The 21,076-nt window shown below is 33.3% G+C and carries 23 protein-coding genes; 12 read left to right on the forward strand and 11 right to left on the reverse strand.

Going from position 1 to position 21,076, the window contains the following annotated elements; genetic code table 11:
• Positions 1 to 73: 73 nt before the first annotated feature.
• From B3C18_RS03765 to idi, 5 genes are all read right to left on the reverse strand, one after another.
• Positions 74 to 340: a hypothetical protein gene (locus tag B3C18_RS03765; RefSeq protein WP_253791356.1), complete on the reverse strand. Its 267-nt coding sequence runs from the start codon at positions 338 to 340 to the stop codon at positions 74 to 76.
• 57 nt (positions 341 to 397) lie between these two features.
• Complete coding sequence (locus B3C18_RS03770) at positions 398 to 1,369, reverse strand: type I phosphomannose isomerase catalytic subunit (RefSeq protein ID WP_291142603.1); 972 nt, start codon at positions 1,367 to 1,369, stop codon at positions 398 to 400.
• Positions 1,370 to 1,433: 64 nt separating this feature from the next.
• Positions 1,434 to 1,892 (reverse strand): peroxiredoxin, encoded by a 459-nt coding sequence (locus B3C18_RS03775; RefSeq protein ID WP_053470927.1) that lies wholly within the window; start codon positions 1,890 to 1,892, stop codon positions 1,434 to 1,436.
• 3 nt (positions 1,893 to 1,895) lie between these two features.
• On the reverse strand, positions 1,896 to 2,306 hold the full coding sequence (locus B3C18_RS03780; protein ID WP_053470926.1) for a 6-carboxytetrahydropterin synthase: 411 nt from the start codon (positions 2,304 to 2,306) through the stop codon (positions 1,896 to 1,898).
• A 21-nt stretch (positions 2,307 to 2,327) separates the two neighbouring features.
• Positions 2,328 to 2,855: an isopentenyl-diphosphate Delta-isomerase gene (gene idi / locus B3C18_RS03785; RefSeq protein WP_053470925.1), complete on the reverse strand. Its 528-nt coding sequence runs from the start codon at positions 2,853 to 2,855 to the stop codon at positions 2,328 to 2,330.
• Positions 2,856 to 3,150: 295 nt separating this feature from the next.
• On the opposite strand from idi, the gene msrB reads away from it, so the two are divergent.
• Both msrB and msrA read left to right on the forward strand, forming a co-directional pair.
• Positions 3,151 to 3,705, forward strand: a complete 555-nt coding sequence (gene msrB / locus B3C18_RS03790) for a peptide-methionine (R)-S-oxide reductase MsrB (RefSeq protein WP_291142611.1) — start codon at positions 3,151 to 3,153, stop codon at positions 3,703 to 3,705.
• 7 nt (positions 3,706 to 3,712) lie between these two features.
• Positions 3,713 to 4,330, forward strand: a complete 618-nt coding sequence (msrA, locus tag B3C18_RS03795) for a peptide-methionine (S)-S-oxide reductase MsrA (protein ID WP_291142614.1) — start codon at positions 3,713 to 3,715, stop codon at positions 4,328 to 4,330.
• 55 nt (positions 4,331 to 4,385) lie between these two features.
• Here the strand turns inward: msrA and B3C18_RS03800 are convergent, their stop codons facing one another.
• Complete coding sequence (locus B3C18_RS03800) at positions 4,386 to 4,823, reverse strand: META domain-containing protein (RefSeq protein WP_291142617.1); 438 nt, start codon at positions 4,821 to 4,823, stop codon at positions 4,386 to 4,388.
• Positions 4,824 to 5,107: 284 nt separating this feature from the next.
• Between B3C18_RS03800 and B3C18_RS03805 the strand changes: the two genes are divergently transcribed.
• Positions 5,108 to 6,511, forward strand: a complete 1,404-nt coding sequence (locus B3C18_RS03805; RefSeq protein ID WP_291142620.1) for an aminopeptidase P N-terminal domain-containing protein — start codon at positions 5,108 to 5,110, stop codon at positions 6,509 to 6,511.
• Positions 6,512 to 6,696: 185 nt separating this feature from the next.
• Complete coding sequence (locus B3C18_RS03810) at positions 6,697 to 7,656, forward strand: quinone oxidoreductase family protein (protein ID WP_291142624.1); 960 nt, start codon at positions 6,697 to 6,699, stop codon at positions 7,654 to 7,656.
• 350 nt (positions 7,657 to 8,006) lie between these two features.
• Here the strand turns inward: B3C18_RS03810 and B3C18_RS03815 are convergent, their stop codons facing one another.
• Both B3C18_RS03815 and B3C18_RS03820 read right to left on the reverse strand, forming a co-directional pair.
• A complete protein-coding gene (locus B3C18_RS03815; RefSeq protein ID WP_291142627.1) occupies positions 8,007 to 9,095 on the reverse strand; it encodes a DUF6630 family protein in 1,089 nt (362 codons plus the stop codon).
• Between the two features lie 64 nt (positions 9,096 to 9,159).
• Entirely contained in the window at positions 9,160 to 10,719 is a 1,560-nt protein-coding gene (locus tag B3C18_RS03820; protein WP_291142630.1) for an NAD(P)/FAD-dependent oxidoreductase, read from the reverse strand.
• 320 nt (positions 10,720 to 11,039) lie between these two features.
• Here B3C18_RS03820 and B3C18_RS03825 point away from each other — a divergent pair, with 320 nt between their 5' ends.
• Positions 11,040 to 11,279, forward strand: coding sequence for a hypothetical protein (locus B3C18_RS03825; RefSeq protein WP_291142633.1), 240 nt, complete (start codon positions 11,040 to 11,042; stop codon positions 11,277 to 11,279).
• Positions 11,280 to 11,410: 131 nt separating this feature from the next.
• On the opposite strand, the gene recQ is transcribed toward B3C18_RS03825, so the two are convergent.
• Entirely contained in the window at positions 11,411 to 13,606 is a 2,196-nt protein-coding gene (gene recQ / locus B3C18_RS03830) for a DNA helicase RecQ (RefSeq protein ID WP_291142636.1), read from the reverse strand.
• 88 nt (positions 13,607 to 13,694) lie between these two features.
• Between recQ and B3C18_RS03835 the strand changes: the two genes are divergently transcribed.
• From B3C18_RS03835 to B3C18_RS03855, 5 genes are all read left to right on the forward strand, one after another.
• A complete protein-coding gene (locus tag B3C18_RS03835; RefSeq protein ID WP_291142639.1) occupies positions 13,695 to 14,660 on the forward strand; it encodes a KpsF/GutQ family sugar-phosphate isomerase in 966 nt (321 codons plus the stop codon).
• Positions 14,660 to 15,478 (forward strand): twin-arginine translocase subunit TatC, encoded by an 819-nt coding sequence (gene tatC / locus B3C18_RS03840; RefSeq protein WP_291142642.1) that lies wholly within the window; start codon positions 14,660 to 14,662, stop codon positions 15,476 to 15,478. Before B3C18_RS03835 ends, tatC begins: the two co-directional genes overlap by 1 nt.
• The gene (locus B3C18_RS03845) at positions 15,471 to 15,821 is read left to right on the forward strand and encodes a carboxymuconolactone decarboxylase family protein (RefSeq protein ID WP_291142645.1); all 351 of its coding nucleotides are present in this window, start codon (positions 15,471 to 15,473) and stop codon (positions 15,819 to 15,821) included. The genes tatC and B3C18_RS03845 overlap by 8 nt, the downstream gene beginning before the upstream one ends.
• 141 nt (positions 15,822 to 15,962) lie before the next feature.
• Positions 15,963 to 16,703, forward strand: coding sequence for an LPS export ABC transporter ATP-binding protein (gene lptB / locus B3C18_RS03850; protein WP_053470913.1), 741 nt, complete (start codon positions 15,963 to 15,965; stop codon positions 16,701 to 16,703).
• A gap of 84 nt (positions 16,704 to 16,787) precedes the next feature.
• The gene (locus B3C18_RS03855) at positions 16,788 to 17,006 is read left to right on the forward strand and encodes a DUF5808 domain-containing protein (RefSeq protein ID WP_291142650.1); all 219 of its coding nucleotides are present in this window, start codon (positions 16,788 to 16,790) and stop codon (positions 17,004 to 17,006) included.
• A 49-nt stretch (positions 17,007 to 17,055) separates the two neighbouring features.
• Here B3C18_RS03855 and B3C18_RS03860 read toward each other — a convergent pair whose 3' ends face one another.
• A complete protein-coding gene (locus B3C18_RS03860) occupies positions 17,056 to 17,910 on the reverse strand; it encodes a glycoside hydrolase family 25 protein (RefSeq protein ID WP_291142653.1) in 855 nt (284 codons plus the stop codon).
• A gap of 9 nt (positions 17,911 to 17,919) precedes the next feature.
• Positions 17,920 to 18,633, reverse strand: coding sequence for a CDP-alcohol phosphatidyltransferase family protein (locus B3C18_RS03865; protein WP_056200789.1), 714 nt, complete (start codon positions 18,631 to 18,633; stop codon positions 17,920 to 17,922).
• Positions 18,634 to 18,928: 295 nt separating this feature from the next.
• On the opposite strand from B3C18_RS03865, the gene B3C18_RS03870 reads away from it, so the two are divergent.
• Both B3C18_RS03870 and B3C18_RS03875 read left to right on the forward strand, forming a co-directional pair.
• Positions 18,929 to 19,912 (forward strand): PorV/PorQ family protein, encoded by a 984-nt coding sequence (locus B3C18_RS03870; RefSeq protein ID WP_414655338.1) that lies wholly within the window; start codon positions 18,929 to 18,931, stop codon positions 19,910 to 19,912.
• A gap of 23 nt (positions 19,913 to 19,935) precedes the next feature.
• Complete coding sequence (locus B3C18_RS03875) at positions 19,936 to 21,075, forward strand: DUF4105 domain-containing protein (RefSeq protein ID WP_291142663.1); 1,140 nt, start codon at positions 19,936 to 19,938, stop codon at positions 21,073 to 21,075.
• Position 21,076 lies beyond the last annotated feature (1 nt).

Here is a 21,076-nt window from a genome sequence, read left to right on the forward strand (position 1 = left end):
ATTACGGGTGCAAATATAAAGCGGATTTTCGTTTTTCCAAAATAAATTTGCACTTTTTTACACTTTTTTTTGCTTACAAAGCGTTGATTTTTTCAATCAATTGATTAGCAGTTTGTTCTAATTCAACATTGATTTGTTTGAAGTGTGATTTTTTATTTTCAACGTTTTTAGCGTTCACTTTTGTAATCAAAGTATCAAATGCAGCGATAGCCTCATCGATTAAAGCATTCGTTTCTGGAGTAGGATTTCCTGTTGTAGACATCTCAAACAAGTAAACTGCCTCAATAATATCTCCTAATACAAAATTGATGTCTTTCTTTAAATTCTTAACGTTTGCCATTTTTATTATAATTTTAATTTGCGTCTGCAAAAATACACATAATCTTTAGATTACGTGCTATGAAATGTAAATTTCTAAAATTGAAGCTTTTCCACTTAAATTAAATGCATTTATCGCAGCTGGAATTAAAACAGTATCTCCTTTTATGTAAGTATGTTTAAATCCGTCGTATTCAATTTCAAAACTTCCTTCAATACACATATAAACCGTAAATGTTTCGCCAGATTTAGAAACTTCTACCTTGCCATCTAACGGAATAAGGTTTGTCGTGAAATAAGGACAATCTACAACTACGTTTGAAGTATTTGCTTTTGAATCGTATTTCTTTTGTGTATCAACTTTATTGTAGTTAATCGCATCAAGTGCTAAATCTACATGTAATTCTCTTTTATTTCCCTGAGCATCTACACGATCAAAATCGTATAAACGATACGTAATATCAGATGTCTGCTGAATTTCGGCAACCACCAAACCGGCACCAATAGCATGAACCGTTCCTGTTTCTAAAAAGAAAACGTCTCCGGCTTTTGCCTTTACACCATCTAAAATAGAAACTAAAGTATTATCATGTAAATGTTTTAAATATTCCTCTTTACTAGAGTTTTCTTTAAAACCAACAATAATTCTGGCATCAGTATCAGCCTGCATTACGTACCACATTTCAGTTTTACCAAATGAATTGTGACGCTCTTTTGCTAATTTATCGTTTGGATGAACCTGAATCGAAAGATCTTCGCGCGCATCTAAATATTTAAAAAGTAATGGAAACTGTTTTCCAAAACGCTCGTAAACTCTCGTTCCTAAAATTTCATTTGGAGTTTCATTAATAAGCTCCATTAACGATTTCCCTTTTAGGTCTCCGTTAGCAACAGTACTTACATCACCTTCTACTGTAGACAATTCCCAGCTTTCACCAGTAATTTTAGAGGTGATTGGTTTATTTAATAACGTTTTTAATTTCTCTCCACCCCAGATTCTTTCTTTCAAGATTGGTTCAAATTGAAGCGGATATAATTTTTCTGGTTTCATAATTTTTAAGTTTTCGGCTAATATCTATATTAATTAAACAATGATGTAATACTATTTTCTAAATCTACAATACTAATTCTTTTATTATTTCCAGTGCTTTCGGAATATGTTTTGCGGCATTCATACTATCAAAGATATAAATAACCACTCCGTTTCTGTCAATAATAAAAGTTACTCTTCCCGGCAAAAGTCCGAATAGATTATTTTTCACACCAAAAAGCTGTCTCAATCTTTTATCCTGATCAGAAAGCAAGATAAATGGCAGATTATGTTTATTCGCAAATTTATGATGCGATTTTACACTATCGGCACTTATACCAATTACTTCTGCACCTAAAGCTGAAAAATCTTCGTATTGATCTCTAAAGCTGCAAGCTTCTGTTGTACAACCTGGTGTATTATCTTTTGGGTAAAAATAAATCACTAAAGGTTTTCTTCCTAAAACACTTTTGCTTTCAAAAACTTCTCCGTGACTATCTTTTGCAGTAAAATTCGGAACTATATCTCCTATTTTTAATGACATTTATTATTCTCCTTTATAAGTTACAAAATTGCGGTCCGTTTCATAAAGCACGATTTCTAAATCAAAATCGGGCTGAATTCTTTTTCTAATTTTATTCCATATCACAACCGCAATATTTTCTGCAGTTGGATTCAAATCCTGAAATTCCGGAACGTCCAGATTCAGGTTTTTGTGATCAAACGGAATTTCTACTTCTTCCAGTATAATATCCGCTAATACTTTCACATCTAAAACAAAACCAGTTTCCGGGTCAATTTTTCCTGTAACACTTACTGTTAAACCATAATTATGACCATGAAAATTGGGATTATTGCATTTTCCAAAAACGGCATTGTTTTTTTCTAATGACCAATCTTTCCTATGCAATCGATGTGCAGCATTAAAATGCGCTTTTCTTGATATGGTTACTCTCATTTAGGTCTTTGGTTAGTTTGGTTATAATTTATGGTCTTCGAGATAATGATCAAATTCATCAAAAATTATCTTAAACCATACGGTATAAATTTCGGGCTGTTTTTCAATATCCGCTTTAACATCTTCAATACTCATCCATTTCCAGTCTTCAACTTCATCTGGATTTATATTGGGTTCTTCATTATAATAGCCAATCATAACATGATCCAGTTCATGCTCCGTTAAACCGTTGTCAAAAGGAGCCTTATATATAAAATGAAACAGCTCTTTTAACTCTGCTTTAAAACCCATTTCTTCAAACAATCTTCGGCTTCCCGCTTCAATATTCGTTTCACCTTCGCGCTGATGACTACAGCAAGTATTTGTCCACAGTAAAGGAGAATGGTATTTATGATGAGCACGCTGCTGCAGCATAATTTCATTTTTATTGTTTAAAATAAAAACCGAAAAGGCACGGTGCAAAACTGCTTTTTCGTGTGCTTCTAATTTTGGCATTAAGCCAATTTGTTCATCGTTTTGATTAACTAATATTACGTTTTCTTCTGTCATGGTTTGTATTGATGAAACAAAAATACGAAAAAAGAAATGGCTATAAAATCCTAGAAAACATTGTGAAAAGTTTAACTACTGATTACTTTTTATAATATTTTGATTCACAACAACCTATGTTTTGTTTCAGAACAAAAATCCGCTAAAAATAAGATATAAAAACTGCAGCTGTTTGTTTTACGTAAATAATAAAAAGTTAAAACATACTTAAATATATCTGAATTGTAATATAGGCGACATTTCGAAGCAAAATCTCATCGTATCTTTGAAATTCAGATAAATGATCCAAAAATTTATGAAATCGAAAAACTCAATTTTTAGCCTTTGCTTTTTAATTCCGCTCTTTATTTTACAGGCATGCGGACAAAACACAAAAAAAGAACCTGCAAAAATGGTTACTATGGAAAACAAAATAAGTAAGCCCGGAAATCCTTATTATTCAAACACCGATACAACAAAACTAAATGTAAGCAACGCCGAATGGAAAAAGGTTTTGCCCGAAGATGTTTATGCCGTAATGCGCGAGGCTGATACCGAAAGACCTTTTACCGGAAAATACTGGAACACAGATGAAAAAGGAACGTATTATTGTGCTTCTTGCGGAAACTTACTTTTTAGATCAACTGCTAAATTCTCAAGCAGCTGCGGATGGCCTAGTTTTTTTGAACAAGAAAACAAAAAAAGTGTTGTTTACAAAAATGATAATTCACTTGGAATGGAAAGAATTGAAGCGCTTTGCGGACGCTGCGGCGGACATTTAGGCCACTTGTTTGACGATGGCCCGGAACCAACCGGAAAACGTTACTGCATGAATTCGATTGCTCTTGATTTTATTCCTGATAATAAATAATATACAAATGAAAAATATACTTTTAATCTGCCTTTTTGCTTTATCATTAAATGGTTTTTCACAAAATAAAAAACCAGATTACGAAACTATTACACTTGGCGGAGGATGCTACTGGTGCGTTGAAGCAGTTTATGAAAATCTGGACGGAGTAAAATCTGTTGTTTCGGGATTTTCTGGCGGAAATGTAGCTAATCCTACGTATGAAGAAGTCTGCACGGGAGAAACCGGTCATGCCGAAGTTGTACAAATTACGTATGACAAAAATGTAACGGATCTTAATGAAATCTTTAAAGTCTTTTTCACAGTTCACGATCCAACAACTTTAAACCGTCAGGGTGCAGATGTTGGAACACAGTACCGTTCTGTAATTTTCTACAAAAATGCCGAACAGAAAAAAGCTGCCGAAAGCATTATTGCCGAATTGAACAAAGCAAAAGTGTACAATAATCCAGTTGTAACGAAAATTGAGCCTTTTAAAGCTTTTTATAAAGCCGAAGATTATCATCAAAATTATTATGCAAACAATAAAAATCAGCCGTATTGCAGAATGGTGATTCAACCGAAAATAGAAAAATTCGAAAAAGTTTTTAAAGACAAACTGAAAAAGAAACAAAACAACAGCTAATAAAAAAGGGGAAATGATTTTCATTTCCCCTTTTTCTTATATATAGATTTTAAAACTATTGTTTAGCCACTTTTTTAAATCTCATCATTGGCACATCGCCTTCAATTAAATTTAGTTTTCCGTCCTTATCAATAGAGTAACTAGTAATTTTTGCAATTTGTTTTAAAAATTGCTGTTCTCCTCCGCCTTCACAAAACATCATTGTAGTTGGTCCTGCTTCTCCAAAGGTTAAAGATTTTCCGTTTAAAGTATAGGGTGCGCTGTAACCATTGCATCCGTTATTTCCATAAACCCTTTTTTCTTTTTGATCAAAAGTAAGCTGTGGTTTTTTATTTGGAAACAATCCTTCAAAAGCAATTCTTGGTCCCGAAATATATTCTAATTCCCAAGTTGTATCATAAATACTGGCTGTGCCTTTTGTATCTTTTGATGCCATACACGAAGTTATTAATAAGGTTAAAACCGATACGATTGCAATAGTATACTTTTTCATAAATTTACTTTTTAAAGATTTATATAATTTGTTTTTTGAAGATTAAAATTATCCTGCAATATCACTTTCTCAATATTCATGCCTTCTTAGAAACTTTCGCTAAAAAAAATTCACTTTACTATCAGCCAAATTGTAATACAAATTGTATTTTTCTGATCTCTAATTTACGCCATTTTATTTAAAATATTATGATTCAAACATTTAAATTCTAATAAGCGATTCTAATTTTTTCGTAATTTGCATCTATCAAAAAACTAAAAACATCAATAAAAAACCAAAAAAAAATGAAGCCATTTCTTTTATTCTTTGCCTTCTTGATTAGTGCATTCCAAATTCAGGCACAAGAAAACCTTCCAACAGATTATCTTTCGAAAGAATTTCACCAAGGCCGCCGCGAAGCTTTTAGAAACCTAATGCCTGCCAATTCTGTAGCGGTAGTTTTTTCTTATCCGGAAAGAGTTTTTTCAAAAGACGTTAATTACAATTATCACGCAAATCCAGATATGTATTATCTAGCCGGATATAAAGAACCTGACGCCGTTTTATTGATTTTTAAAGAAGAGCAGGGAACCGAAAAATACAATGAAGTATTGTTTGTAAGAGAACGAAATGCCAACAGAGAAATGTGGACAGGAAGACGTTTAGGAGTTGAAGGCGCAAAATCTAAATTAGGTTTTACAACAGTTTACAACGGAAAAGATTTCAACGATTTTGCTATTGATTTTAAAAAATTTGACAAAATTATTTACGATAACATTCCAACAGATGTTGAAAGCAGTAAAAATAGCGATAACTTATATTCATTATTGCAATCTTTCAAAACTAAAGCTGGAATTGAAAAAGAAAATGAAGCTTCTATAACATTGTTTACTAACATTACCAATTCACTTCGCGAAATAAAAACGCCCGAAGAAATGGTTTTAATGCGCAAAACAGTAAAACTTTCATGTGTTGCACATAATGAAGTTATGAAAGCAGTTGGGCCGGATATGAGCGAAAATGAAGCTGACGGAATTCACGCTTATATTCACAAAAAATATGGTGCAGAAGGTGAAGGTTATCCGCCAATTGTTGGCGCTGGAGCAAACGGATGTATTTTGCATTATGGAGAAAACAATGCCGTAAAAATCGACAATCAATTATTATTAATGGATGTTGGTTCTGAATATCACGGTTATTCTGCCGACGTTACCAGAACAGTTCCGGCAAACGGAAAATTTACCGAAGAGCAAAAAGCAATTTATCAAATTGTGTATGACGCTCAGGAAGAAGTTTTTAAACTTTGTAAAGAAGGAACTCCAATTCAGGATTTAACAAAAAGATCGAGAGAAGTTGTGGCGGCTGGGTTAATTAAATTAGGCATTATTACAGATCCTAAAGATGCCAGAATTTATTACCCGCACGGTTGTTCTCACTTTCTTGGTTTAGATGTTCACGATAAAGGGAATTATATGGGAATGCTGAAAGAAAATATGATTTTGACAGTTGAACCTGGAATTTATATTCCGGCAAACAGTAAATGTGATAAAAAATGGTGGAATATTGGCGTTCGTATCGAAGATGATATTTTAATCAAAAAAGATTCCTACGAAAATCTTTCTGCAGAATCTCCAAGAAAATGGCAAGATGTTGAAGCTCTGGCAAAACAAAAAAGCACTTTTAATGACATGAAATTTCCAAAAATATAGTTTATTTTTTGCCACAGATTAAAAGGATTTACACAGATTATATTTCAGTTTTCGACTTTAAAAAAATCTTTTTAATCCTTTTAATCTGTGGCTAAATAAAAAACCAATTCAAAGCCTCATTTAACTTTTTAAGTGAGGCTTATTTTTTGATTTTTCACGTACTTTGTATTCTAAATTAATTAAAAATGAAAGCACTTACCTTCTCTACTTTCGGAGATTCAGATGTTTTAGAATATATCGAAATCCCAAATCCACAATTAAAAAACGATGAAATTTTAGTCGAAACAAAAGCCATTGGATTAAATTTTGCTGACGTTTACAGACGAAAGGGAAATTATCATTTAAAAGGAAATCCACCTTTTATCGCAGGCTATGAAGGTGCCGGAATTGTTGTCGATGCCAATAATCATCCTGAATATAAAGTTGGTGATCGTGTAGCTTTTGCCGACGCTCCTTTTGCAAACGCAGAATTAGTTGCCGTAAATACAAATCACGTCCTTCCTTTACCTGAAAATATTTCTTTTGAAACTGCAGCTTCTGTTTTATTACAAGGTTTAACCGCACATTATTTAGCAACAGACAGTCATAAAACTTCAAAAGGCGAAACGGTTTTAATTCACGCAGTCGCTGGTGGCGTTGGACAAATTCTAACGCAAATCAGTAAACTTCTGGGAGCAACTGTTATTGGTTTAACCTCATCTGCCGAAAAAGCAAAAGTTGGTTTTGATCAGGGTGCAGATCATGTTTTTCTTTATAATGAAGATTGGAAATCTCAGGTTTTTAAAGTTATTTCAAATGGAGTTGATGCTGTTTACGACAGTATTGGAAGTACTTTAAAAGAAAGCTTCGAAGTCACAAAAGAATGCGGACAAGTTGTTTTCTTCGGAATGGCGGGCGGCGATCCTGAACCTGTAGATCCAAGAATGTTAATGGATGGTTCTAAAACTTTAACTGGCGGTGATTTATGGAGTTATTTAAATTCTAAAGAAGAAAGAATTAAACGTGCCACACAATTATTCAATTGGATTATTGAAGGAAAAATTAAACTTTCTGAACCAACTTCTTTTAAATTATCAGAAGGAAAACTGGCGCATGATTTTCTGGAAAGCAGGAAAAGTACAGGAAAAATTATTTTGATTCCGTAAATAATAATCTGGGCGTGCCACCAATATAAAAAGGGGCTGACTATGCAATACGCTTAGTCGCCCCTTTTTATATTGCTGTCGGGCTATCCGCGCTACTTCGGTAGCTTGCTGCTATCCCTCACGCAAAACCCGTTTTTTGTATAACAAAATGTATAGTCCCTATGGGACATTTGAAATTCTTTGAAATATTTTTTCTACCGATATTTAACTCCTAACGGAGTTTTGATTAAAAAAATAAATTATCAGGATAATATCTCGTAGAGATTTCATATCGGTAAAAAAAGAAAACACACTGCACATTTGTCCCGTAGGGACTACACAAGTCACATCACCGAATTATTTATCAAGTTCTACAATTTATCAATCTCAATTTTAGTCAATTCAGATAATTCTAAAATTCTGCTCACATCATGTTTATTGGCAATAAAAAATAAATAATTATCACCATTTGTATTATAACTCATCAATTCTAAACCGCGTTTTTCTAACGCTGATTGAATGTACGGAAATAAATCATGGCTATATGTTTCTTCTGGATATTCGAAATTTAAATCTTCACCAATCATTTCAGAAATAAAATATTCAGCATCTTCGGGATCAAATTTCCAATCGCTGTTCCATGCATTTACACTTTCAAACAAATCATAATGTCCCTCAATAATTATGTGATATTCATCTGTATCTTTTTGATAATTTTTAAAAAGCTTTTTTGATTGTTTTTTGAGTTCTTTTTCTTCAATATTTCCTCTCGAAACTAAGTTTATAAACTCTTCAAAAATTTCCAGCTTAACTTCTTCCGTTTCTACTAAATTTTCTTGTGAGGGAAGTTCAACACTTTGCGGAATTTCAATATTTAAATACTGGCAAATTCCCAGCAAAACTATTTTCAAATCTTTAACTCCAATTTCCTGACTTTCATTCTTTGGATTATTAAAATCTAAAAGCTCACTTTCCAGCAAACCTTTTGTATAATCGAAGAAATGCGTTCCTGAATACAGAATTTTAAAATCATTGATTTCTAAACTATTCGTACCGCAAAAAAAGATAATGAAATTTTTTATGGAACGTTTAAAGAACTTTTTTTCATCAGAAGTAGGCTCAGAATAAAACTGAATGTGTATAAAATCATATTCTAATCCTTCCTGAATCATTTCTTCAGAAAGAATACCAATATCCATTTTTTTATAAAGCTCATTTAAAACTTCATAAGAATTATTGAAACCTGCTTTTTTAATTTCCGATTGGGCCTCTTCATGATCTAATGAACCGGGAAAATAAAATAGATTAACGGAGACATTATCCTGAATTCCTTTTACTTTAAATTCAAGATTGGATTTTTCATTATATAAATAAGAATAAATTGGATCTATAACATCAAAAGAAATAATCGATTTTGGATCGTTATTTCTATTAAAGAAATTGGAGAAAAAGTTTTTCATTGGGCATATAATTATTAAAACTAAATATATTACAAATTTTAATAATCAGAAAGCAATCGACAAGTTACTTCAAAGATTCAGCAATCATCAAAGCACATTTTTCACCATCGATTGCTGCAGAGATAATTCCTCCTGCGTAACCTGCTCCTTCTCCACACGGATACAATCCTTTTATTTGCAAATGCTCTAAAGTATAAGCATCTCTCGGAATTCTAACTGGCGATGAAGTTCTGCTTTCTGGTGCGTGCAAAATGGCTTCATTAGTCAAATAACCACGCATTAATTTCCCAAATTCCTTGAAACCTTCACGCAAAATCTGCGATAAAAATCCTGGGAAAACCTGTCCCATTTCAACCGAAGTTGTTCCCGGAACATAAGACGTTTTTGGAATATCTGCCGAAACTTTATTTTGGGTAAAATCGATCATTCTTTGAGCCGGAACTTTTTGAGTTCTTCCAGCTAAATGCCACGCTTTTTGTTCGATACTTTTTTGGAATTCAACTCCAGCCAAAGCACCAAATTTCGCAAAAGGTTTAAAATCTTCTAGTTTCAATTCGATTACAATTCCGGAATTTGCCGTTGCCTGATCACGTTTAGATGGCGACCAACCGTTTGTAACCACTTCACCCGGACTTGTCGCGCAAGGCGCAATTACTCCACCCGGACACATACAGAACGAATACATTCCGCGTCCGTTTACTTGTTTTACAATTGAATATGGTGCCGGAGGCAAATGTTCACCGCGATAATCACAACTGTATTGAATACTGTCGATTAATTCCTGCGAATGTTCTGCACGAACTCCCAAAGCAAAGGGTTTTGCTTCGATTAAAATTTTCTTTTTATCCAGTAATTCAAAAATATCTCTAGCCGAATGTCCAGTTGCTAAAATCAATTTATTAGCCAGAATCTTATCTCCGTTTTGAGTTACGATTCCTTCAACTTCATTATTCTTAACCAAAATATCAGTAACTCTGGTATCAAACAAAACCTGACCGCCAAACTCGATGATTTTGTTTCGAATATCTTCAATAATTTTCGGAAGTTTATTAGTTCCAATGTGTGGATGCGCTTCAACCAGAATATCTTCTGAAGCTCCAAAAGCTACTAAAAGTTCTAAAATTCTAGTTACATCGCCGCGTTTTTTAGAACGCGTATATAATTTCCCATCAGAATAGGTTCCAGCTCCGCCTTCTCCAAAACAATAATTAGAATCTTCGTTTACGATATGTTCTACGTTTATTGCTTTTAAATCACGTCGGCGTCCGCGAACATCTTTTCCTCGTTCGATTACAATTGGCTTTAAACCTAATTCAATTAATTGCAAGGCGGCGAAAAGTCCGGCTGGACCTGCGCCAACTACAATTACTTCCTGAGCAGAAGAAACATCTTTATAAACAGGAAGCTCAATTTTAGTTTCCTGAAACGGTTCTCCTTTTAAATATATAATAACTTTCAAATTGATTTTAATCGCTTTTTGGCGCGCATCAATTGATCGTTTTAAAATGGTAATATGCTGAATGTCCTGTGGAGAAACTTTTATTTGTTTAGACAAATAATCTTTAAGCAGCGATTCGTTTGCTGCAATTTCCGGCGTTACCTGAAGTAAAAGTTCTCTTGGCATTGTATTTTATTTATTAGCTTTTCTTTCTATGAAAAGAAGTTGCAAAAATAACATTTTAAAACGAGATTATGTCTCTACTGTAAAATTTGCCCACAGATTCACGCAGATCTAAACAGATTTTGTAGATTTTCAGCACAAAGGATATAGTAGAGACGCACTGCAGTGCGTCTACGCGACGAGTATCCACAATACCTTACACGCACTGCAGTGCGTCTCTACAGAAAAAACTCAGAACCTTAGTATCTCAGAACCTCAGAACCTTTTTTTTCAAACTAACCTTTGTACCTTTGCCACTCTGAACCTTTGCACCTATAAAAAAAATGTCTAGAAAAATAAAACTGATTTGGGATTTTCGTGGTCCGGCTGCTGCAAAAACTGCAGAACATCACGAAATTCATCTGAAAGAATATATCGCAATCGAAAAATTACCTTTAAACATTACCGGATTTAAAATCATAAACGACATGCATGCAATCGCTTTTATGGTTGTTACCGATGAAAATATGATTCAGGTAAGAGATGCTTTAAAACCGCATCGTGGGGAAGTTTATGAAGGGTAAAACTCCAATTACTCAGGAAAATCTCAAATAAAAAATTCCAAATTCCAATTGCTTCACTAGCTTGGAATTTGGAATTATATTTTAGTATTTCTTTTTTTGGTATTTGGATTTTTTTTATTGGAATTTAACTTTTAGTTTGCTACTTCACTAATAAACTTTATACGCATTAAACGCAATTCATCGATATCGTAATCACCGTCGAATTCTTTTAGGGCATCTTCGATTTTATCAGATTCCGATTCCATGAAATAGTCGTGAATTTCTTCCTGCTGATCATCGTCGAGCATATCATCAATCCAGTATTTGATATTTAATTTGGTTCCAGAATATACGATTTGCTCCATTTCTTTGATTAAAGCATCCATCGTTAGACCTTTTGCAGAAGCGATATCACTCAATGGCAATTTTCTATCGATATTTTGAATGATGTATAGTTTATTGGCAGAATTTACTCCGGTAGATTTTACAACTAAATCGTCTGGACGAATGATATCATTGTCTTCAACATATCTGCTGATAAGAGTAACGAATTCACCGCCGTATTTTTTAGCTTTTCCTTCACCAACTCCGTGAATATTGTATAATTCAGTTAATGAAATTGGGTATTTTAAAGCCATGTCTTCAAGAGAAGGATCTTGGAAAACAACAAATGGAGGAACACCTAATTTTTTGGCTACTTTTTTACGAAGTTCACGCAGCATTCCCATTAAAACTTCATCTGCAGTTCCAGAAGATTTTGCTGATGCTACAATTGCTTCGTCATCGGCTTCGCTGTATTCATGATCTTCAGACATCATAAATGAAACCGGTTTTTTGATAAAATCTAAACCTTCTTGTGTAATTTTTATCACACCGTATGTTTCGATATCTTTTGACAAATATCCAGTTACGAGAACTTGTCTCAATAAAGCCATCCAATATTTTTCGTCATGGTCTGAACCTGTACCAAAATAAGGCTGTGTATCTGTTTTGTGTGCTTTAATTACCGCATTGATTCGTCCAATTAAAGTAAACACAATTTCTTTTGATTTATAGATATGTTTGGTGTCTCGAACAATTTCAAGTAATTTGACAACTTGTTCTTTGGCTTCAATTTTATTTTTCGGGTTACGAACGTTATCGTCCATATCTGCACCTTCTCCGGTTTCGCTGTCGAATTCTTCTCCGAAATAATGCAACAGAAACTTTCTGCGTGACATTGAGGTTTCGGCGTAAGCCACAACTTCCTGCAAAAGTGCAAAACCAATCTCTTGTTCAGCAACTGGTTTTCCAGACATGAATTTCTCCAGCTTCTCTACATCTTTATAAGAGTAATAAGCTAAACAATGTCCTTCTCCTCCATCACGTCCGGCTCGCCCCGTTTCCTGATAGTAACTTTCTAATGATTTTGGAATATCGTGGTGAATTACAAAACGAACGTCTGGTTTATCAATTCCCATCCCGAAAGCGATTGTTGCTACAACGACATCAACATCTTCCATCAAAAACATATCCTGATGTTTTGCTCTGGTTTTTGCATCTAAACCTGCGTGATAAGGAACCGCGCTAATTCCGTTTACTTGTAAAACTTCGGCAATCGATTCTACTTTTTTACGGCTTAAGCAGTAAATAATTCCAGATTTGCCTTTATGTTGTTTGATAAACCGAATAATATCTGATTCGATATTTTTCGTTTTAGTACGTACTTCGTAATATAAATTTGGTCTGTTAAATGATGCTTTAAAAGTATTTGCATCAGACATGTCCAGATTTTTAAGAATATCTTCCTGAACTTTTGGGGTTGCAGTAGCGGTAAGTCCAATAATTGGCACTTTACCTAATTGTTTAATAATACTTCTAAGGTTTCTGTATTCTGGCCTAAAATCATGTCCCCATTCTGAAATACAGTGTGCTTCATCAATCGCAACAAAAGAAATTGGCACACTTTGTAAAAAGGCTACATATTCTTCTTTCGTTAAAGATTCGGGAGCAACATACAAGAGTTTAGTTAAACCAGAACTAATGTCTTTTTTTACTTGTGCAATTTCTGTTTTGGTAAGAGAGGAATTTAACACATGCGCAATTCCGGTTTCTGAAGAAAGGCTTCGAATCGCATCTACCTGATTTTTCATCAAAGCAATTAAAGGAGAAACAACAATAGCTGTTCCGTCCTGAATTAAAGCGGGTAATTGATAACAAAGAGACTTACCGCCGCCCGTAGGCATAATTACGAAAGTATTCGTTTTACCTAAAATACTCGTAATGACTTGCTCCTGCAAGCCTTTAAATTGGCTAAAGCCGAAATACTTCTTTAATTCCTTGTGTATTTCAATTTCGTTTGAATTCATTCTTTATTTAAATGGATATTTTTGTATAAATTTGCAACACATAAAGATACAACTTTCTTTTATACATACAAATTTTAAATATTCTGTTTTGATCTCAAAAGAAAATATACTGGCAATCGCCAAAAAAACAATACTCTCTGAAAGTGAAGCAATTATAAAGTTAATTGATTTTCTGGACGAAAATTTCTTCGAAGCAACACAACGTATTTACGAAACTAAAGGCCGATTGATCGTTACCGGTATAGGAAAAAGCGCCATAATTGCTCAAAAAATGGTGGCTACTTTTAACTCCACAGGAACACCTTCAATGTTTTTGCACGCTGCAGAGGCAATTCATGGTGATTTAGGAATGATTCAAAATGACGATATCATTATCTGTATTTCAAAAAGCGGTAACAGTCCAGAGATCAAAGTTTTGGTTCCGTTATTAAAACGTTTTGGGAATACCTTAATTGCTATTACCGGAAATGTAACTTCTTTTCTGGCTAAAGGTTCTGATTATGTTTTAAACACAACAGTTGACACAGAAGCTTGTCCTATAAATTTAGCACCAACAAACAGCACAACGGCACAACTTGTAATGGGCGACGCTCTTGCAGTTTGTTTAATGGAAATGCGCGATTTTAAACCCGAAGATTTTGCGGTTTATCATCCGGGAGGTGCTTTAGGAAAAAAACTTTTGCTTCGTGTAAAAGATATGATCGAACATTCATTGAAACCAGCCGTAAGTCCAGATACTTCAATCAAAAAAGCAATTTTCGAAATTTCTGAAAAAAGACTTGGTGTAACAGCGGTAATTGAAGACAATAAAATTATCGGAATTATTACAGATGGAGACATCCGAAGAATGCTAAATGACGTAGATAGTATTGCGGATTTAACTGCAAGAGATATTATGTCTAAAAATCCTAAATTAGTATCTTCAGAGACTATGGCAGTTGATGCCTTAAATATATTAGAAGATTTTTCTATTACACAGCTTATCGTGGCTGACAACGGCGAATACAAAGGAGTATTACATTTACATGACATTTTAAAAGAAGGAATCGTATAATGGCAAAGAAAAACCTTGGCGAGATGTCATTTTTAGACCATCTTGAAGAACTAAGATGGTTATTAGTTAGAAGTACAATTGCAATATGCATTATGGCATTTGTTACTTATTTTATCAGTGATTATTTATTTGATCAAATTATTTTAGGTCCTACAAGACCTAGTTTTTTTACTTATGTATGGTTTTGTGATTTATCACATCAATTAGGTTTTGCGGATAGCATCTGTATTACTAAACTAAACTTTATCATTCAGAATACTGAAATGGAAGGACAGGTAAACATTTTTGTCTGGATGTGTCTTTTAGCTGGATTTATTTTAAGTTTCCCTTATATTTTATGGGAACTTTGGAAATTTATCAGCCCGGCTCTTTATGAGAAAGAAAGAAAAAATGCTAAAGTATTTATATTCACTTCTTCATTACTTTTCTTTTTAGGAGTAATTTTTGGATATTACGTAGTAATACCAATGTCTGTAAATTTCGTTGCCACTTTCTCAATTAGTGAAATGGTTATAAACCAGTTTACTTTAGACTCTTATATGGGAATGGTAAAAACGAGTATTTTGGCAAGTGGATTATTTTTTGAATTGCCAATTATCATTTATTTCTTAACTAAATTAGGATTAGTAACTCCTGACTTTTTGAGGAAATATTGGAAATATGCCGTAGTAATTATTCTAATTATTGCTGCAATTGTGACTCCGCCAGATGTGGTGAGCCAGACTATTGTTGCAATACCAATGTTACTTATTTACGAAGTGAGTATCCTCATTTCAAGGATTGTTTATAGAAATAAATTAAAAGAAAATAATGTCTGAATTAATTCAAGAATTTAACGACTATCGTTCTAAAATGAACGAAAAATTATTAGCTGACAATAACAAAATTGTAAAGCGAATTTTTAACCTTGACACTAATGCTTATGCAGAAGGAGCTCTTGATGTAAAAACAAAAGAACTTTTAGGTTTAGTTGCTTCTGCCGTTTTGCGTTGTGACGACTGTGTAAAATACCATTTAGAAACAAGCTATAAAGAAGGTGTTTCTAAAGAAGAAATGATGGAAGCAATGGGAATCGCAACTCTTGTTGGAGGAACAATCGTAATTCCGCATTTAAGAAGAGCTTACGAATTCTGGGAAGCTTTAGAAGAACAAGGTAAATAAGATAATTTGATAATTATTCAATTAGATAATTTCTTGACAATATGTTAATTCATTTATTCTATTGATTTATTTTCATTTATTTTGCCCATTGGAGATACAATTATCTCATTATCAAATTGACACATTATCTAATTAAAACAAATGAAGCTAAGAGCCGATAATTTAATAAAAACCTACAAAGGCCGAAGTGTTGTAAAAGGAATTTCTGTTGAAGTAAACCAAGGAGAAATCGTTGGGCTTTTGGGGCCAAATGGTGCCGGAAAAACAACTTCTTTTTATATGATCGTAGGATTGGTAAAACCAAATTCAGGAAACATTTATCTTGATGATTTAAATATTACCGATTATCCTATGTACAAACGTGCACAGCAAGGAATTGGTTATTTGGCACAGGAAGCTTCTGTTTTTAGAAAATTAAGTATTGAAGACAATATTTTAAGTGTTTTACAATTAACGAAACTTTCTAAAGAAGAGCAGATTGCTAAGATGGAAAGTTTGATTGAAGAATTCAGCTTAGAACATATTCGTACTAACCGTGGAGATTTACTTTCTGGAGGTGAACGTCGTCGTACCGAAATTGCTCGTGCCTTAGCAACAGATCCAAAGTTTATTTTATTGGATGAGCCTTTCGCCGGAGTTGACCCGGTTGCGGTTGAAGATATCCAAAGAATTGTAGCGCAGTTAAAAAATAAAAATATCGGAATCCTGATTACAGATCACAATGTTCAGGAAACTTTAGCAATTACAGATAAAACATACTTAATGTTTGAAGGAGGAATCCTGAAAGCGGGAGTTCCGGAAGAATTGGTAGAAGATGAAATGGTTCGCCGTGTTTATCTTGGACAAAACTTCGAACTTCGTAAGAAGAAATTGGAATTTTAAGAAGGTATTCAGTCGCAGTCTCAGTTTTCAGTATTGCGAGAATGAAAACTGAGAGTGCGACTGTACACTAATTTATAATCTACGATGAAGTCAGAAAAACCAACTCAGGAAGATTACGACAATTGGCATAAAGATCCAAATAATTGGTATTTGGGATGCTTTTATTATAATCCGAAAGACAAACGGTTAATGCCTCCAAAAAGGATTGAATGGATGGGTCTTACTATAAATTTTGCCAATCCTTATTCTGTCTTACTTCTATTGCCTTTAGTTATAATGATTGTTCTGGTTTCATTAAAATAAATCTAAAGAATACTAAAGAAACATACTGAAAGCCACTGCGACTGCAAACTTATTCAACCGTAATAAACTGCAGCTGTTCTAAATCGCCATTGTAAATATTAACATCAACTCGATGTTTGATTCCCGGTAGAGAAGCTTTTTCTGTAAACTGCCAAAACAGCCAGTCATCTTCAATTTTTTCCCGGTAGAAATTGTAGTTGGCAATCCAAAACAAATATTCTCCAAATTCTTCTTTTAAAAAATCAGAATAATATCTTTCTCCTGAATAAATTATCGGGCGTACCTGATAATGTTTTTCTACTTTAGTTAACCAACGCTTTAAACCTTTTTTTAAACTGTCCAGAGATTGATTTTTTGGTAATTTCTCTATGTCTAAAACTGGCGGCAAATCGCCTTTTTGTAATTTTACGGTTTTAATAAAAAGATTGGCTTGCTCTATTGAGTTTTCGTTTGGACGATAATAATGATAAGCGCCGCGTATTATTTTATTTTCTTTGGCACCTTCCCAATTTTTCTTAAACTGACCATCAACGCGATCGTTGCCGGCAGTTGCACGAATGAAAACAAATTGTACGGGATATTTTTCGTCCAGAATTTCAACTTCCTCCCAATCGACTTTTCCCTGAAATTCAGACACGTCAATTCCAACCACTTTTCCTTTGTGATTTTCGAGAACACGAATATTTCTCACATCAGAAAGATGTTTGTCTACCTCATCTTCATCTAAAACTTTTTCTGATTTAAATCCTAAATAATAAGCTAAGCCCTTACGATAGTGATAAGCAATTCCAATAAAAAGAAGCGCAAAGAAAATTAATAAAAGAGATCGAAAAACCTTGCTTAGAAATGATCTCCCCGCTGGTTTTCTCGAGTATGTTTTACGATAAGTCGTTTTTCTTGCCATTCGAATAAACTACTTTTTTTTCAAAAACAAATTATTTACGATCGATAGTAAAACGTAAAAAATGATGATTAATGGAACAGCTCCAAAATGAAACAATAAAAGTAAAACGAAAGAAATCAAAAGAAATACGATCTGCAAAGCATTGTCTTTCAAATTAAACTTCTTAACTTTTAAAGAGAATAAAGGAATTTCGGCATTCAAAATATAAGCACTGCATAAAGTTATCACTAATAAAACATATTGGTTTGTCAGGATTTCAAGCAATAATAAAGAATCTGAAAACTTTAAAACTAACGGAAGACTCAAAATAAAAAGAGAATTTGCCGGAGTTGGCAATCCTATAAATGAATCTGTCTGACGTGTATCAATATTGAAATTAGCTAAACGATAACAAGAACCTAAAGTCACGATAAATCCTAAAAACGGAATAAAAGCATTTGTTCCTAATTCGTGTGCGCTGTTTGTAAACAAACTGTACATAACGTAACCCGGAGCTACTCCACTGGTTACCATATCTGCCAAAGAATCTAACTGCAAACCAAGCGGGCTTGAAACTTTAAATAATCTGGCAAAAAAACCATCAAAAAAATCAAAAAAGATTCCTAAACAAACCATGTAAAAAGCCATTTCATAATTGGCTTCAGAAATAAAAACTATTGCAACGCAGCCACAAAAAAGATTAATTAATGTAATTAGATTCGGAATGTGTTTTTTGATATTCATATTTAGTTTTTGATAAATTTTGAATGACAAATTTCGCATAAATAAGCGACATTAATAGAAAAAATTTCTATTAAAATTCTAATGAGCAAAAAGCATTGTAAACATTCTTTCAATAAAAATTTAAGTTTTACAATAATTTGAATTAGATGCATAAAATATTATATTTTTGATGAAAATTAAAAACAGGCTTCAGCCTGCAAAAAATCAGCTTTTGAAAAAACTTTCTGCGTTTTTATTATTTTGGAGTTTTACTTCCCAATATGCACAAACCGTTCGAAAATATTCGAATGAGTTTATGAATATTGGTGTCGATGCAGCAGCGTTGGGAATGTCTAGTGTTGTGACGGCTTCTACAAATGATGTGAATGCTGTTTACTGGAATCCGGCTGGTTTAACGCATCTGGAAGATCACCAAGTTTCGTTAATGCACGCCAGTTATTTTGCCAATATTGCGCAATATGACTTTATTGGATATGCAAGCCCTATTGATGATCGAAGTGCCTGGGGAATTTCGATGATTCGTTTTGGTGTCGATGACATTATGGACACGACTCAATTAATCGACAGCCAGGGAAATATTGATTACAACAGAATTCGTTTATTTTCTACAGCCGATTATGGTTTTACTTTTTCATACGCGAGAAAACTTCCTGTTGAAGGGTTTCAATATGGTGTAAATGCAAAAATTATCCGAAGAGTAATTGGAAAATTTGCCAATTCATGGGGTTTTGGTTTTGATGTCGGACTTCAGTTTGAGCATAACGACTGGAAATTCGGATTGATGCTTCGCGATATTACGACAACTTACAATGTTTGGAATATTGATGAGGAAGAATATGCAAAAATTGCGAATGCGATTCCGGGAGAAAACAACGAATTACCAGAAAGTACTGAGATCACTTTGCCAAAAGCACAATTAGGGGTTTCTAAAAAATTCGAATTCCATGATGATTACAGCCTTTTGGCAGCAGGAAATTTGAATATGCGTTTTGAGCAGACAAACGATATTATTTCGTCTAAAGTTGTGAGTATTGATCCTGCACTTGGTTTTGAATTTGGCTATACAGATATTGTTTTTTTAAGAGCCGGAGCTGGAAATTTTCAAAATGTGATGCAGCTGGATAATACTGAAAAATTAAGTTTTCAGCCTAATATTGGTCTTGGATTTAAATACAAAGGCATTCAGATTGATTATGCTTTAACTGATTTAGGAAATCAAAGTGCGGCTTTGTATTCGAATATTTTCTCTATAAAAGTTGATCTTGGTATTTTTAGATAATAAACTTCTTAAAATTTTAAATTATGAAAAAAGTCCTTTTACAAAAAACACTTTTTAGTTTACTATTATTACTAAGTTTTACTATTGGCTTTAGCCAAAATATACCATTATCAAAATACGCTAAAATAAGCGTGATTACCTGCGGATTAGGAAATGAAACGTATTCTTATTTTGGACATACTGCGATTCGTGTAGCAGACCCAATAAACAATCTTGATGTAGTTTATAATTACGGAGCTTTTGATTTTAGGACACCAAATTTTGTTGCCAAATTTACAAAAGGTGACTTGCAGTATTTTGTAGTTGCTCATTCCTTTGCAGATTTTCTTAATGATTACACTTATGAAAAAAGAAGTGTTTTTGAGCAGGAATTACTCCTTTCTCCTGAACTAAAACAGAAGCTTTTTGACAAATTAAATACTGTTTTATTGTCGGAAGAACGTTACTACACCTATAAGTTTATTGATAAAAATTGTACATCGATGGTTGTTGATGTTATCAATTCAACTTTAGGCGGAAATGTAATTGTAAAAAAGAATGATACTGATAAAACATATCGCTCTGTTTTATTTCCTTATTTTAAAGGGCATTTTTATGATCAATTAGGAACTAGTATTATTTTTGGAACTAAAGTGGATCAATTAGCCACTAGAATTTTTCTTCCTTTTGATTTAAAAAATAGTTTAGACGAAACGACTTTTCAAGGTCATCTTTTAGCGGGAAAGAATAAAACACTTTTAAGCTTTCAAAAAGAAACTCCAGCATCTTGGTGGAATAACATTTATACTTATTTGTTTATCTTAGGATTTGTGGTTGTTGTGCACAACAAAATTGTAGACAAAATCTATCTTTTGATTTTATCTTTAATGGGAATCTTTTTTGTTTCGGTTGGATTTTATTCTTTTCACCAAGAACTGGCGATGAATTATAACGTATTACTATTTAGTCCGCTTTTATTGCTTTTAATTTTCTTTTCGATCGCAAAGAACAAAAGATGGACTTATAGATTTGCTGTTTTACATTTAATATTTTTAGTTGTTTACAGCCTATTTATGATCAATAAGGCACATTTTTTAATTGTACTGCCAATGATCATTACAAGTGGTTTTGTTTTGGTAAGAGTTGTGATACGAAATGTAAAACGCATCCCGATAATAATCTAAT

Origin of the sequence: Flavobacterium sp. UBA7680, assembly GCF_002482975.1 — a bacterium.
Taxonomy (GTDB): Bacteria; Bacteroidota; Bacteroidia; order Flavobacteriales; family Flavobacteriaceae; genus Flavobacterium.